Genomic DNA, 14,245 nt, shown 5'->3' with positions numbered 1-14,245 from the left:
GCGTTGCGTCCTCAGGCGACGGTGCGCTGCTCGCCCGCACCATCGAGGTTGCTGGCGCAGCGGGCGCAGAGGGTCGGGTGCGCGGGGTGGGCGCCGACGTCGTCGGTGTAGTGCCAGCAGCGCTCGCACTTGGTCGAGGTGCTGGGCGTGACCTGCACGTGCAGTTCGTCCCCCAGCGTCAGGCGCGCCACCGAGGTGATCAGCACGAACTTCAGGTCCTCGCCCAGCGTGGCGAGCAGGTCGTGGTCTTCCGGGCCGGCTGTGACCGTGACGTTGGCCTGCAGCGAGGCGCCCACGCCGCCGGCGGTGCGCACCGCCTCGATGTCGCGGTTGACCTGTTCGCGCACCGCACGGATGCGCGCCCACTTGGCCAGCAGTGCGGCGTCGGGCGTGCCGAGGTTGGCGTAGGTCTCGGTGAAGATCGAGCCGCTGCTGGCCTCGCCGGCGAAGGTGCTCCAGGCCTCTTCGGCGGTGAAGCTCAGGAACGGCGCCATCCAGCGCAGCATGGCGTGGGTGATCTGCCAGAGCGCGGTCTGGGCGCTGCGGCGCGCCAGGCTGTTGGGCGCGGTGGTGTAGAGGCGGTCCTTCAGCACGTCCAGGTAGAACGCGCCCAGGTCTTCGCTGCAATAGACCTGCAGCTTGGCGACCACCGGGTGGAACTCGTAGGCGGCGTAGTGCGCCAGGATTTCGGCCTGCAGCTCGGCCGCGCGGCTGAGGGCGTAGCGGTCGATCTCCAGCATCTGCCCGGGCACGACGCGGTCGGTGGCCGGGTTGAAGTCGCTCGTGTTGGCCAGCAGGAAGCGCAGCGTGTTGCGGATGCGGCGGTAGGCGTCCACCACGCGGGCGAGGATCTTGTCGTCGATGTTGAGGTCGCCCGAATAGTCGGTGCTGGCCACCCACAGCCGCACGATCTCGGCGCCGAGCTTGCTCGTGATGGTCTGCGGCTCAACCGTGTTGCCCAGGCTCTTGCTCATCTTGCGGCCCTGGCCGTCGGTGGCAAAGCCGTGGGTCAGCAGGCCTTTGTACGGCGCGCGGTCATAGAGCGCGCAGCCCAGCAACAGCGATGAGTGGAACCAGCCACGATGCTGGTCATGGCCTTCGAGGTAGAGGTCGGCCTCCGGACCCGAATCGTGATGGCTGGCGCCGGCGTAGGCCTGCGCGTGGCTGCCGCGCAGCACGTGCTGGAAGGTGCTGCCGGAGTCGAACCAGACCTCAAGAATGTCGGTGCTCTTGGTGTAGTGCTCGGCACCGTGAGCCCCATCGGCACCCAGGATTTCTTCGGGCGTGACCCGGCTCCAGGCCTCGATGCCGCCGGCTTCGACGATGGCTGCCGCCTGGTCGAGGATCTCCATCGTGCGCGGGTGCAGCTCGCCCGAATCCTTGTGCAGGAAGAACGGCACCGGCACGCCCCAGCTGCGCTGGCGGCTGATGCACCAGTCGGGCCGGTTGGCGATCATGTCGCGCAGGCGGGCGCGGCCGTTCTCGGGGTAGAAGTTCGTGTGGTCGATGGCGTCCAGTGCGAGTTGGCGCAGCGTCTTGGGCGCCTTGTCGCTGGTGAACACGCCTTCGCCCTCGTCCATGCGCACGAACCACTGCGCCGCCGCGCGGTAGATCACCGGCGTCTTGTGGCGCCAGCAGTGCGGGTAGCTGTGGGTGATGCCGACGGTGGCCATCAGGCGGTCGCTCTGCGCCAGCACCTCGATGACGCGCTCGCAGGCCTTCCAGATGTGCTGGCCGCCGAAGAAGGGCAGCTCGTCGGCGTAGACGCCGTTGCCCTGCACCGGGTTCAGGATGTCGTCGTAGGCCAGGCCGTGGGCGACGCAGCTGTTGAAGTCGTCGACGCCGTAGGCGGGCGAGGAGTGGACGATGCCGGTGCCGTCGCCGGCGGTGACGTAGTCGGCCAGGTAGAGCGGTGACTTGCGCTTGTAGCTGTACTTGCCGCCTTCTTCGGCGCTGACCGTGTCGTACAGCGGATGACGGAAGACCAGGCCCTTGAGCGCCGCGCCCTGGACGGTGGCGATGACCGTGCCTTCGAGTTGGTAGCGCTCCAGGCACTTGGCGACCAGCTCCTCGGCCAGCAGCAGCACGCCGCGCGGTGTGTCGACCAGCGCGTAGGTCAGCTCAGGATTGGCGTTGAGCGCCTGGTTGGCGGGAATCGTCCAGGCGGTGGTGGTCCAGATGACGGCGAAGGCTTTCTTGCTTCCTTCGCCAGGCAGCGCGGCCAGGCCGAACGCGGCGGCCAGCGCGGCGGCGTCATCGGCCTCGAAGGCGACGTCGAGCGTGTCGCTCTTCTTGTCGGCGTATTCGATTTCGAACTCGGCCAAGCTGGAGCCGCAGTCGAAGCACCAGTACACGGGCTTGAGGCCGCGGTAGACGAAGCCGCGCTCGATCACGCGCTTGAAGGCGCGGATCTCGCCGGCCTCGTTGGCGAAGTCCATCGTGCGGTAGGGGCGCTCCCAGTCGCCGAGCACGCCCAGGCGCTTGAAGTCCTCGCGCTGCTGCGCGATCTGCTCGGTGGCAAAGGCGCGGCTTTTGGCCTGCATGTCGTCACGGCTGAGCTTGCGGCCGTGGAGCTTCTCGATCGCGTTCTCGATCGGCAGGCCGTGGCAGTCCCAGCCCGGGATGTACTGCGCATCGAAGCCGGCCAGCTGCTTGCTCTTGACGATCATGTCCTTGAGCACCTTGTTCAGCGCGTGGCCGATGTGCAGCTTGCCGTTGGCGTACGGCGGGCCGTCGTGCAGCACGAACAGCGGGGCGCCGTGGCGGGCGTCGCGCAGGCGGCGGTACAGGCCGGGGTTGTCGGCGCTGGCGTTCCAGTCCTTGACCCAGCCGACTTCGCGCTTGGGCAGGTCGCCGCGCATCGGGAAGGGCGTGTCGGGCATGTTCAGCGTGGCGCGGTAGGCGCTAGCGGCCGGAGCAGAGGGGGCAGCGGACTGGGGCGAGGCAGATTCGGTCATCACGGCGCGCGCCGCATCGGGCGCGTTCACTGGCAGGGGAGGTGGGTGCGACCCGGCGGGCGGGTCGGGCAGGAAGCTGTGCAGAAAGCGGATGGAACTGAGCGCGCTGACCGGCGCGAGCCGGCCGCGCGTCAAATTCGGTCGCGGCTGGTCTGGCGGTGCAGCGAGGCGTGGGCGGCGAACCAGTCGCGGGCGTTGGCGATGTCCTGGCCGATGGCGGCGGTCAGCGCCGCCAGCCCGTCGTAACGGGCTTCATCGCGCAGTTTGGAGAGCAGTTCCACGCGCACGATTTTACCGTAGCCCCCCTCGCGGCCGAGGTGGGCGGGCCAGTCGAGGCAATAGGTCTCCAGCAGCACGCGGCCGGTGTCTTCCACCGTGGGCCGCACGCCCAGGCTGGCCACGCCCTGCAGCGGCGCGTCCGTCAGGCCGTGCACCTTGACCACGTAGATGCCACCGGCGGCGGGCCGGTCGTGGGCAAAACGCAGGTTGAGGGTGCGGAAGCCGTCGTGCGCAGTGTCGGCACTCTCGCCCAGCGTGCGCCCGAGCTTCTGGCCGTGGATGACGTGGCCGCTGATGCTGTAGGGCCGCCCGAGCAGCGCGGCGGCCTGCTCCATGCGGCCGGCGATCAGCGCCTCGCGCACGGCGGAGCTGCTGACGCGCTGGCCGTGCACCTCGTAGCTGCGCATGCGCGCCACGTCGAAGCCGCGCTCGGCGCCGGCCTCATCGAGCATGGCGTAGTCGCCCGCCCGCTTGGCGCCAAAGCAGAAGTCGTCGCCGACCAGCACGTAGCGCGCGCCCATGCCGCGCACCAGCACCTCGTCGATGAAGTCCTGCGCGCTCTGCGCTGCCAGCCTGGCGTCGAAGGGCAGCAGTACGACCTGGTCGACGCCGCAGCGCTCCAGCTCCTGCAGCTTGTCGCGCAGCGTGGCGATGCGGTTGGGCGCGCCGTTGGCATCGCCGCGCAGGCGGGCGAAGAAGTCGCGCGGATGCGGCTCGAAGGTCAGCACGCAGCTGGGCAGGCCACGGTGGCGGGCCTCGTTGGTCAGCAGCGCGAGCATGGCCTGATGGCCGCGGTGCACGCCATCGAAATTGCCGATGGTGAGCGCGCAGGCCGGCGCCAGGCCGGGGTGGTGGTAGCCGCGAAAGATTTGCATGGCGGCGGATTATCTGTGCGGCCAGACCAGTTGCCAGTCGGCGCGGTGTGCCACGGCCGCAATACGGCGCGCATTGGGCTCGTCGGTCTGATCGATCCAGGCCAGCGCGGCCTCGCGGCTGCGACCGTAGCGCATGTGGCGCGCCAGCAGCCAGTCGGCGCGGGCGGCCTCGTCGGTGGCGATGTACCAGACCTCGTCGAGCAGCCCGCGCACGCCCACCCACGCCGGGTCTTCCAGCAGCAGGTAGTTGCCCTCGGTGATGACCAGCTGCGTCTCGGCAAAGACCGGAATCGCGTTGGCGATGGGCTCTTCGATCTCGCGCCGGAATTCGGGCGCGTAGATGGTGGCTCCGCCGTGATGCTGGTCCCGCAGGCGTTGCAGCAGCGCGGTGTAGCCGGCAGCGTCGAAGGTGTCCGGCGCGCCCTTGCGCTGGGCGCGGCCCAGGCGCTCCAGCTCGGCTTGCGCGAGGTGATAACCGTCCATCGGCACCACCTGCGCCGCGCCCGGCAGCGCGGCCAGCAGTGCGGCCGACAGGGTCGATTTACCGGCACCCGGCGGGCCGACCAGGCCGAGCAGCTTGCGCTGGCCGGTGGCCGTCAGGGCTTGCAGGCGGGCGAGGGCTTCCGGTGGAAGGCTTTGGGGCACGGAGGTGGGCGGGGTGGTGTCAGGCATGGCGCGAGTCTGCCTCAAGCCCGCGCCCTCACGGTTTCGCCGCCAGCCTCAAATTGGTCAGGCAAACACGCCCGCCGTGTCCTGCAGGCCGGCGCTGACCTCGCCCAGGTGGTGCAGCGTGTCGCCGAAGGTGAGTTCCATGCAGGTCAGGCGCTTGAAGTAGTGGCTGCCGATGTACTCGTCCGTCACGCCGATGCCGCCGTGCAGCTGCACGCACTGCTGGCCGACGAAGCGCAGGCTCTGGCCCAGCTGCACCTTGGCCTGCGACACGGCGCGGCGGCGCACCTCGGGTGCATCGCCCAGCCGCAGCGTGGCCAGGTAGCTCATGGAGCGGGCGAGTTCGAGCTGCATCTTGCAGTCGGCCACGCGGTGCCGCAGCGCCTGGAAGCTGGCAATCGCCACGCCGAACTGCTTGCGGGTGTTGAGGTAGCCGGCGGTCAGCGCCAGCAGTGCCTCCATCGTGCCGACGCCTTCGGCCGCCAGCGCGGCAATGCCCACGTCCACCGCCTGCTCGATGACCGGCAGGCCGGCGCCGGGCGCGACCAGTAGCGTGGCGGGGCTGGCGCTGAAGTGCACTTCGGCAGCACGGCCGCCGTCCTGCGTTGAATAACCCCGGCAACTGACGCCCGCCGCGCCGCGCTCGACCAGCAGCAGGGCGATGCCGGCGTCGGTGCGGGCCGAGACGATGAAGGCGTCAGCCCAGTCGCCCACGGGCACGAGGCTCTTGGCGCCGGTGACGGTCCAGCCGGCTGCCGTTTCTGTCGCCGCGCAGTTCACCCCATCCAGTCGATACCGCGCCGCACGCTCCTGCTGCGCCAGCACCACCAGCGCGTCACCGCTGGCGATGCGGGGCAGCCACTGCGCCTGCACCGCGTCCGGCGCATGCGCCAGCACGGCGGGTGCCATCAGCGCGCCTTGGGCGTAGGGCTCCAGCACCAGGCCGCGGCCGAGTTCTTCTTGCACCACCATCGCCTCGACCGCGCCCCAGCCCAGGCCGCCGTGTGCCTCGGGCACGGCCAGCGCGGTCAGGCCGAGGTCGGCCAGTTCGCGCCAGACGGCGCGGCTGAAGCCGCCCGATTTTTCGATCTGGCGGCGGCGCTCGAAGGCGTAGTCCCTGGCCACCCAGCGCTGGACGGTGTCGCGCAGTTGCTGCTGCTCGTCGGAGAAATCAAAGTCCATGTCCTGCTCCTGCCGTGGGCTTAACCGAGCACCGTCTGCGCGACGATGTTGCGCTGCACTTCGTTGCTGCCGCCGTAGATGGTGGTCTTGCGGTAGTTGAAATAGACGCTCGCCAGCGGCGCGCAATGGGCCGCGCCCACATGCTCGCCCTGCCAGCCGGCGTCCATCGCCTCGAAGATGTGCGGCAGGCTGTAGGGACCTGCGGCCAGCATCATCAACTCGGTGTAGCGCTGCTGGATCTCGCTGCCGCGGATCTTGAGCAGGCCGGCCACGTCGAGCGACTTCTTGCCGCCGCGTTCAGCTGACAGCACGCGCAGCACCATCATCTCCAGCGCGACGATGTCCACTTCCAGCAGCGCGATCTGGTCGCGCAAACGCAGGTCGTCCCACACGCCTTCGAGCTTGGCGATGCGCTTCAAGCGCTCCAGCTCGCGCTTGGCGCGGTTGACGTCGGCGATGTTGGTGCGCTCGTGCGCCAGCAGGTACTTGGCGTAAGTCCAGCCCTGGTTTTCTTCGCCGATGAGCTGGTCGGCGGGCACCTGGACGTTGTCGAACCAGACTTCGTTGACCTCGTGCTCGCCGTCGAGCGTCAGGATGGGCCGCACCGTGACACCCGGGCTTTTCATGTCGATCAGCAGGAAGCTGATGCCGGCCTGCGCCTTGACGTGCGGATTGGTGCGCACCAGGCAGAAGATCCAGTCGCCGTACTGGCCGAGCGTGGTCCAGGTCTTCTGGCCGTTGACGAGGTAGTGGCTGCTGTCGGCGCTGAGTTCGGCGCGGGTCTTGACGCTGGCCAGGTCCGAGCCGGCGCCGGGTTCGCTGTAGCCCTGGCTCCACCAGATCTCGCCGCTGGCGATGCCGGGCAGGAAGCGCTCCTGCTGTGCCTTGTTGCCAAACGCCATGATCACCGGCGCGACCATCACCGGCCCGAAGGGCACCACGCGCGGCGCGCCAGCCAGCGCACATTCTTCTTCGAACAGGTGGCGCTGCACGGCGTTCCAGCCCGGTCCGCCGAACGCTTTCGGCCAGCCCCAGCCGAGCCAACCCTGGGCGCCCAGGATGCGCGCCCAGCGCTGCAGATCGTCACGCGTCAAGCGCAGCGCGTGGTGCACCTTGTGCGAGATGTCGGCGGGCAGGTTCGCCGCCACCCACTGCTTGACTTCGGCGCGGAAGGCAAGCTCCTCGGCCGTGAAGTTCAGATCCATGCGTTGTCTCCTCACTGGGGGAGACGATTTTTAGCACGGTCGTTCGATCAAGGGCTGTCGCTGCAGCGACAGCCCGCCATCAGTCTGGGATCAGCCCCCGATCAATCGCGGAAGTTGTTGAAGCTCAGCGGGTAGTCCGCTACTTCCTTCTTGATGACGGCCATCGCCGCCTGCAGGTCATCGCGCTTGGCGCCGGTCACGCGCACGGTGTCGCCCTGGATGCTGCCCTGTACCTTGAGCTTGCTTTCCTTGAGCGCTTTCTGGATCTTCTTGCCCACGTCGCCCTCGATGCCGGCCTTGACCAGCACCTTCTGCTTGAGCTTGTCGTGGCTCATCTTCTCGGGCTTGGCTTCGAGGTCGAGGAAGCGGATGTCCACGCCGCGCTTGGCCATCTTGCCCAGCAGGATGTCGGTGACGTTGGCCAACTGCAGGTCGTTGTCGGCAAACAGCGTCAGCTCCTTGTCCTTCTGCTCGACGCGGGCGTCGCTGCCCTTGAAGTCGAAGCGGGTAGTGATTTCCTTGTTGCTCTGGTCGATGGCGTTTTTCACCTCGACGAGGTTGGGTTCGAGGACGGTGTCGAAGGTGGGCATGGCGGTGTCTTTGAAGAGAAGTAAAGCGCGATTTTCTCATTGCGGCCTGCGCACACTCACGTCGCCGGATTCACCGTCTTGCGTGGCCGCCCGCCCAGACGGCCGTTGTCGCGTGCGGCCTGTGCCTTGGCGGGCGAGCGGCTGCGCCCGCCGACAGCGCCCAGGGTGGCGGCGGTCTGGCGCTCGGCGGCGCGCTGGCTCATCCAGGCTGTTGAGCCGAGCAGGCCTTGCAGCAGTGCGGGCAGGTAGAGATCGGCGTCCAACGCCGGAAAGTGCAGACCCAGGCCGCTGGGTGAAATCTCGATCACAGCCAGCTGGGCCGGTTTGGCCTGCTCCAGCCCCTGCGCGTCATGGGGTCGAAAGCCCAGTTCCAACCCATTGTTGAGCGTGATGACCACCCGGCCGGTGCGTCGGTCATAGCGTGCAGCGATGGCACCGGGTTGGGCATTGCGCTGCTGTTGACCTTGCTGGTTGGCGGTGGCGAAGGCGGCTTCAGTGATGTCCATGAATTTGGCTCCAGGCAAGGCAGGCGCGGTCCAGTCGTGCCTGCAGGGCGGTGGCGATGCCACCAAGCGCTGCCCGGCTGAACCCATGGTTCTCACGCAGCTCGGGCGGTCCTCCTGGGCAGTGCAGGATGAACACTGCCTCATGACCCCGGCCCATGACGTGTACATGGGCCGGCCGGTGATCGTTTGGGTAGACCACCACGCGCAAGCCGTCGATGGTGTCTATCGTTGGCATTTCATTAAACCGGACTGCTTGGGTTTTTAGATTATCACGCCCTGCGCCACCGCCCTTGCCGCATGGCACCGCAGTTAGCCACGTCGTGGCCGAAACGCCAGCCATGTCTCGATGGCCTGTGACCGCCACTGAGGCCAATCCAGCCCGATATAGAGCCCCGGATGCACGGTTGAGCCATCTCGCGCCCATTCCTCCGGTCGGTAGCGGTCCGAGCTGATGAAATCCAAGAATGCTTCGTAAAAGCAGCTAATCAGCTCGGACAGCTGGAGGTCAAAACGCAATGTCTGGCGCCTGGGGATCACCTCGTCGTGTTTCATGTCGTTGAGCGGGCGAATCTCAAGGCGAACAATATCCGTCATCCAGCGCACATAGGCGTTCAGCTCGACCCGGTCGTTCTCTTCATCGAGCGTCCATCCGCATCGGTCCAGCCCGCTGGCGAGGGCTTCCAGCCAGGCCAACAGCTTGGGCAACGGGTCATCGAAGTGAGAGCACCAGAGAGTGATGTCCTGCAGGCCATTGCTGATGTGCAAGCGTATCCAGCCTGCTTGGCATAGGCCAAAGTGCACGCTGAGCTTGGGCTTCATCGGCGTCCTTGCCTCCTTATGCCGACGCATAAATGCTGTTGCGTGTGAAGCCGCTCACTTCCTCAGCACCAAAGCCAGCACCGCCACGACCGGGCCGAAGAGTAGGGTGGCGAGCACCACATCGTCAAAGTGATTGGCGATCCAGGCCAGGATGGCGAGGGCAAAGATGGCGCCGAAGAAGGTGACGACCGCAGTCGTCAGCAGGCTGCCGGGGCTGAGGTCGAGTTGGCGTTTGGGCATGGGTTGGGCGAGGTTTGTTTTGAGCGGGTTTTTCGTACTTTATGCCGCTCGCCAGCCATCACCATCGGCACGCGCCCGGGCCAGCGCCTCCAGCGTGTCCAGCAGATCGGGCAGGCGTTTTTTCCAGGGACCTCGGCTGGTGTAGCGGTCGGCGATCTGGTCGATGGAGAGGGCGATGGGGCTGGCGGACAGCAGGTCGGCGACGCTGCGGAGCTGGGCCTTGAGGTCGGATGGCCAGGGTTGGCGGGCGGGTGCGGTGATGGCGGGTGGCGCGTCGGCGTCGATGGTTGGCGTGGCGATCGACGTGGTGACCGATTCGGGTAGGGCCAGGGTGGCTTGCACTGCCACGGCGCGGCGCGTGGGGTCTTGAAACTCTGGGCGCAGCCAGCGCACGGTGCCGGCGGCTTCTTCGGCCGCGCGGCGGGTGTTCAGCGCCACCAGGCGTTCGAGCAGCGATTCGGTCCAGGCGGCGCGGGCTGGCGCGTCGGCCCAGGGTATGGGCCCGAGATCAGCCCAGCCGTAGGCTTGCAGCACGGCGGCGTCCAGCTCGTCGTGCAGGCTTTGCAGCACGCCGACGAGGGCGTGTTCGTGCTGCGCCTTGTCCTTGACCGTGAGCGCCTCGCTGCGGCGTAGCTTGTCGAGCACGTTGTACATGCCGGTGAGGGTGACGGACTCATGCGCTGCCTGCCGCGCCTTGCGGTGCGCGTCGAGTTGCTCGGCTAGGCTGCTGATGCGGTCGGCCAGGGCGGGGGTCAGGCCGGTGTCGGCGGCGGGGAAGGGGAAGGTTTCGAAGCAAGTGGTGTTGTTGTAGACCGGGCGGTCCTCCAATGTCCCGCCGGTAGCCAGCGCCCAATCAACATGAATCGAGCTGCTCAGTGTTCCGAGGATGACGGCGTCATCACTGCCAATGACGCGGATCTTCTGATCTGGCGTTACCGAACCGTCGATGAAACTGAAAAGCCGATGCTTGGCCGTTTCAGTCGTGCCGATGTAGCGCGGCAGGCCCGCGATCGCTTGCCGCAGTTGGATATTCGTGCGGCGGAACAGCCACCAGTTTTCGCGCAGAGACTTATCTTTGCTGACATCACGTTCAGGCTTGACGCGGTCATGCAGGCGCTGAAAGCAGGCTGGGTGGCGCGCTCGCACTTCATCCATCGACAGCCCGTACATGTCGATGACGTAGACCCCGCGTGAACGTTGAGTCAAATCCTTGCCGTTGAGGTACGGGCGAATGCGCTCTGGTTCTGCTGTCAGCAAGGGATCACCATGCTCAATGATGAAACCGCCTCCGACCAGAATCATGCCCATGGCTGAAATGACGCTGTTTGAAGCCAGTCGGCGTGCGTTGGCGACATTGGCACCGATGGCGAGCGTTGGGTGGATGGCACCAAGGCTGCTCGCGAACTTGACGATGACCTCACCGTTCTCACCAGCAACTTCTTCTTGGACGGTGTGCAGTCGGCCGGACGCTTGGCCGGATGCAAGCACAGTCATTGCAATACGGACGGCAGCACCATCTGCAACGTCCACCCACGGGTGATCCGGAATGGCGAACGCCAGATGCACTTCGCCCAAGCCGGGCCGGGGCGTGCCGGCGCCCGATTTCGGCGTATGTCGTGGCATGAGGGCGCCGGCATGCCCTGGCTCGGCGCCGCTCGGTGTTGGCAGACCGGCATTAGCAAGCTGGTCAGACTGTTGGTGGTGATGAGCCCCATGCGCCGTGTCTCGCCAGCCTGAACAGCAAGCGCAGCCTTCTGCCACCAGTACATGACGAAGTCGGCGCTCTCGGGCACATCGCTCCATGCAGCCCGCAAGGCTTCGGCATAGCCATCGCCCAATGCTTCGCGCATCTTCAACTTGCCAATGAACGGCGGATTCCCCACGATGAAATCCGCCTGTGGCCACTCGGCCCGGCGGGGGTTGATGTAGCGCCATTGCGGTACTTGCGCGGTCTCGTCGGGCACTTTCTCGCCGGTGACAGGGTGGGGCTTGCGCGTGACGCCGTCCCAGCGGGTCAGCAGTTGACCGGCGGCGTCAAAGGCGGGTTCTTGCGCGTCCCAGGCCAGCACGGCGTCGCGGCAGTCGATGTTGCGGTAGTCGTGCACCACCGGCTCGGCCACGCTTTGGTTGCCGAAGCTGCGGATTTGCCACTGCAGCCAGCCGATCCACAGCACCAGCTCGGCCAGCGCAGCGGCGCGGGGGTTGAGTTCGATACCCATGAATTGCCGCAGCGTGACGGTCTCGCCTTCCATTCCAAGGCGGCTCTGCACTTCGCCCAACTCGGTCATGCGGTCGAGCACCTCGGCCTCCAGGCGCTTGAGGTGTTCCAGCGTCACGTAAAGGAAATTTCCGCTGCCGCAAGCGGGATCCAGCACGCGCGTGTGGCACAGCTGGTGGTGAAAGCGGCTTGCAGCTCGGCGCGGGCTTCGGCGAGTTTGTCATCGCGCTTTTTGCCGTCATGGATGCCGTCCAGCGCATCGGCCTCACGTGCCAGCAGCAGCGCGGCGGCCTGGGCTTCGGCCCAGTCGGCACGCAGCGGCTCCATCACCGTGGGCAGCACCAGGCGCTCGACATAGGCGCGCGGCGTGTAGTGCGCGCCCAGCGCGTGGCGCTCGGTCGGGCTCAAGGCGCGCTCCAGCAGCGTGCCGAAGATGGCGGGCTCGACCTCGCGCCAGTTGGCCTGCGCAGCGCGCTGCAGCAGCGCGATCTGGTCGCGGTCGAGCGGCAGCACGTAGTCATCGGCTGCGCCGCCCTTGAACAGCTTGCCGTTGAAGCGCATCAGATCGTGCGCCAGCGCGGGCGCGAAGCCGCCGCTGTCCATCGTCATCCACAGCGCGCGCAGCATGCGCGTCAGTGTGTCGGGCTTGCCGGCCCATTGCGTCAACAGGCCGATGAAGGCGCCGTGGCCGTCGGCGCTCGCGTGGCAGCAGCTCGACGTCCTCGGCAAACATGCAGAACAGGCAGCGGCTCAGGAAGGCAGCGACCGACTGCGGCGCGTGGCCGGCGGCTTTCAAGGCTGCGTGCCAGGTCGGCCAACAACGCCGAAACCTGGCGCGTGACGCGGGCGCTGGCGCGGCTGGGGTCGAGGCTGAGCGGGTCGAGCCAGGCGCTGCGCAGGCGCTCGCGCAGCTTGCCGCCGTCCATGCCCGGCCTCGCACAGCGCGGCCAGAGTGATGCGGTGGCTGCGCGCATCCGGAAACGGCGTGTAGGTGGCGCCGCTACGGCTGAATTCGGCGTAGACCTCGATGACATGGCCGACGTCGACCACCAGCAGCAGTGGTGGCCGGCCCTCGGCGGCGGGCAGCGCGCGGGCGTAGGCCTCGGCCTGGCTGCGCGCACGCAGCAGGGCGTCGTCGAAGGTCTTGCGGCCGAGCTTGGCCGCGCCGTCGGCGATCTTCTTGGCCTCCAGCACGAAGTGGCCGCGCCGGTAGCAGTCGATGAAGCCGTTGCTGCTGCTGCCATCGCCATGCGCAAAGACGATGCGGCGCTCGAAGACGTAGGCGTTGTCGCGGGTCTCGTCACGCGCCGGGTCGGGCAACGGCACGCCGAGCAGGGCACACAGCTCGGTGATGAAGAGTTGGTAATTCGCGCGCTCGGTACCGCCGGAGGCTTGCCACCGCGCAAGGAAGGTGTTTAGCCGCTGGTGGGGACCAAGATCAGGGTTGGTTGGTTGGTTGGTTGGTTGGTTGGTTGGTTGGTTGGTTGGTTGGTTGGTTGGGTGGATATGAGGCAAAGGCTGCAAATGCATTTCAATCCAGCCGAATTCGCAGTTGTCGAAATGCACGACCAAGGTCTTCTCGTTCATGCCGCCCTCAACGCCAAAGTCATGGGCGTCCCTGGTTTTGTGTGGCCGCGATTATGTGGAGGTGATGACCGAAAATACCGGCATGCCTTCCGAACTCGCCATCGATCACGCCGTCAACCTCCAGTCCTTCAACACCTTCGGCCTGCCGGCGGTGGCCGAAACCCTGGTCCGCATCCGCAGTGACGCCGACGTGCGCCGGGTGGTCGACCACCCCACGCTCGGCCCTGCGCCCAAGTTCATTCTGGGTGGCGGCAGCAATGTGGTGCTGTTCAAGGACGTGAGCGCCTGTGTGCTCAAGGTCGAGGTGCCGGGGCTGCGGGTGGTGGAAGAACGGGTCGATGCGGTCATCGTCGAGGCCGGTGCGGGCGAGAGCTGGCATGGGCTGGTCGCCTGGACGCTGGACCAGGGCCTGCCCGGGCTGGAAAACATGGCGCTGATTCCGGGCAGCGTGGGCGCCTCGCCGGTGCAGAACATCGGCGCCTACGGGCTGGAGCTGAAGGACCGCTTCGAGTCACTCGACGCGGTCGACCTCATCAGTGGCCGCACCGTGACGCTCGACCGCGCGCAGTGCCGCTTCGGCTACCGCGACAGCGTCTTCAAGCAGGCCCCGGCGGGCAGGAGCGTCATCACCCGCGTGCGCCTGCGCCTGCCGCGACCGTGGCAGCCGATGCTGAGTTATCTGGACCTGCAGCGGCGCATGGACGAGACCGGCATCCACCAGCCCGACGCGCGCCAGATCTTCGACTGGGTCTGCGAGATCCGCCGCGCCAAGCTGCCCGATCCGGCCGTGATCGGCAACGCCGGCAGCTTCTTCAAGAACCCGGTGGTGACGCCCGAGCAGTGCCGCGACATCATCGCGCGCGACCCGCATCTGGTGCACTACCCGATGGACGACGGCAACTTCAAGCTCGCGGCCGGCTGGCTGATCGACGCCTGCGGCTGGAAGGGCAAGACCGTAGGCGGCGCCGGTGTCTACGAGCGCCAGGCGCTGGTGCTGGTCAACCGGGGCGGCGCCCGGGGCGCCGAGGTGCTGACGCTGGCCAGCGCGATCCAGGAGAGCGTCTATGGTCGCTTCGGCATCCGGCTGGAGGCCGAGCCAGTGGTGGTGGGCTGACGCG

At 67.2% G+C, this 14,245-nt stretch carries 15 protein-coding genes and 1 pseudogene; 1 reads left to right on the top strand and 15 read right to left on the bottom strand.

The window, feature by feature from the left end; all coding sequences use genetic code 11:
• Positions 1-11: 11 nt before the first annotated feature.
• The 15 genes and pseudogenes from ileS to AC5IG3_RS18260 form a co-directional block, all read right to left on the bottom strand.
• Positions 12-2,957: an isoleucine--tRNA ligase gene (gene ileS, locus AC5IG3_RS18330; protein ID WP_491907754.1), complete on the bottom strand. Its 2,946-nt coding sequence runs from the start codon at positions 2,955-2,957 to the stop codon at positions 12-14.
• A 131-nt stretch (positions 2,958-3,088) separates the two neighbouring features.
• Complete coding sequence (locus AC5IG3_RS18325) at positions 3,089-4,111, bottom strand: bifunctional riboflavin kinase/FAD synthetase (protein ID WP_491907730.1); 1,023 nt, start codon at positions 4,109-4,111, stop codon at positions 3,089-3,091.
• Positions 4,112-4,120: 9 nt separating this feature from the next.
• The gene (locus tag AC5IG3_RS18320) at positions 4,121-4,783 is read right to left on the bottom strand and encodes a nucleoside/nucleotide kinase family protein (protein WP_491907729.1); all 663 of its coding nucleotides are present in this window, start codon (positions 4,781-4,783) and stop codon (positions 4,121-4,123) included.
• A gap of 57 nt (positions 4,784-4,840) precedes the next feature.
• Positions 4,841-5,962, bottom strand: a complete 1,122-nt coding sequence (locus tag AC5IG3_RS18315; RefSeq protein WP_491907728.1) for an acyl-CoA dehydrogenase family protein — start codon at positions 5,960-5,962, stop codon at positions 4,841-4,843.
• A gap of 20 nt (positions 5,963-5,982) precedes the next feature.
• Positions 5,983-7,167 (bottom strand): acyl-CoA dehydrogenase family protein, encoded by a 1,185-nt coding sequence (locus tag AC5IG3_RS18310; protein WP_491907727.1) that lies wholly within the window; start codon positions 7,165-7,167, stop codon positions 5,983-5,985.
• Positions 7,168-7,268: 101 nt separating this feature from the next.
• Positions 7,269-7,757 (bottom strand): YajQ family cyclic di-GMP-binding protein, encoded by a 489-nt coding sequence (locus tag AC5IG3_RS18305; RefSeq protein WP_491907726.1) that lies wholly within the window; start codon positions 7,755-7,757, stop codon positions 7,269-7,271.
• A gap of 56 nt (positions 7,758-7,813) precedes the next feature.
• Positions 7,814-8,263: a DUF2442 domain-containing protein gene (locus tag AC5IG3_RS18300; protein WP_491907725.1), complete on the bottom strand. Its 450-nt coding sequence runs from the start codon at positions 8,261-8,263 to the stop codon at positions 7,814-7,816.
• Entirely contained in the window at positions 8,250-8,420 is a 171-nt protein-coding gene (locus AC5IG3_RS18295; protein ID WP_491907753.1) for a hypothetical protein, read from the bottom strand. The genes AC5IG3_RS18300 and AC5IG3_RS18295 overlap by 14 nt, the downstream gene beginning before the upstream one ends.
• A gap of 152 nt (positions 8,421-8,572) precedes the next feature.
• Positions 8,573-9,082, bottom strand: coding sequence for a hypothetical protein (locus AC5IG3_RS18290; protein WP_491907724.1), 510 nt, complete (start codon positions 9,080-9,082; stop codon positions 8,573-8,575).
• 54 nt (positions 9,083-9,136) lie between these two features.
• A complete protein-coding gene (locus AC5IG3_RS18285; protein WP_491907723.1) occupies positions 9,137-9,322 on the bottom strand; it encodes a hypothetical protein in 186 nt (61 codons plus the stop codon).
• 39 nt (positions 9,323-9,361) lie between these two features.
• A complete protein-coding gene (locus AC5IG3_RS18280) occupies positions 9,362-10,888 on the bottom strand; it encodes a type IIL restriction-modification enzyme MmeI (protein ID WP_491907752.1) in 1,527 nt (508 codons plus the stop codon).
• Positions 10,813-11,697: a DNA methyltransferase gene (locus tag AC5IG3_RS18275; RefSeq protein ID WP_491907722.1), complete on the bottom strand. Its 885-nt coding sequence runs from the start codon at positions 11,695-11,697 to the stop codon at positions 10,813-10,815. Before AC5IG3_RS18275 ends, AC5IG3_RS18280 begins: the two co-directional genes overlap by 76 nt.
• A complete protein-coding gene (locus AC5IG3_RS18270) occupies positions 11,655-12,269 on the bottom strand; it encodes a hypothetical protein (RefSeq protein WP_491907757.1) in 615 nt (204 codons plus the stop codon). The genes AC5IG3_RS18275 and AC5IG3_RS18270 overlap by 43 nt, the downstream gene beginning before the upstream one ends.
• Before the next feature lies 1 nt (position 12,270).
• A pseudogene (locus AC5IG3_RS18265) lies at positions 12,271-12,336 on the bottom strand (hypothetical protein); the annotation flags it as partial.
• Positions 12,333-13,070 carry a PT domain-containing protein gene (locus AC5IG3_RS18260; protein ID WP_491907751.1) on the bottom strand — a complete coding sequence of 246 codons (738 nt, stop codon included), beginning with the start codon at positions 13,068-13,070 and terminating at the stop codon, positions 12,333-12,335. The pseudogene AC5IG3_RS18265 and the gene AC5IG3_RS18260, both read right to left, overlap by 4 nt.
• A 139-nt stretch (positions 13,071-13,209) precedes the next feature.
• On the opposite strand from AC5IG3_RS18260, the gene murB reads away from it, so the two are divergent.
• A complete protein-coding gene (gene murB / locus AC5IG3_RS18255) occupies positions 13,210-14,241 on the top strand; it encodes a UDP-N-acetylmuramate dehydrogenase (RefSeq protein ID WP_491907721.1) in 1,032 nt (343 codons plus the stop codon).
• The last annotated feature ends 4 nt before the right edge of the window (positions 14,242-14,245 follow it).

This window comes from Leptothrix sp. (in: b-proteobacteria) (assembly GCF_965250675.1).
In the GTDB taxonomy this organism is placed as follows: domain Bacteria; phylum Pseudomonadota; class Gammaproteobacteria; order Burkholderiales; family Burkholderiaceae_C; genus Sphaerotilus.
Note: the sequence above shows the minus strand (reverse complement) of the source record. Positions and strands in the feature narration are given on the sequence as shown.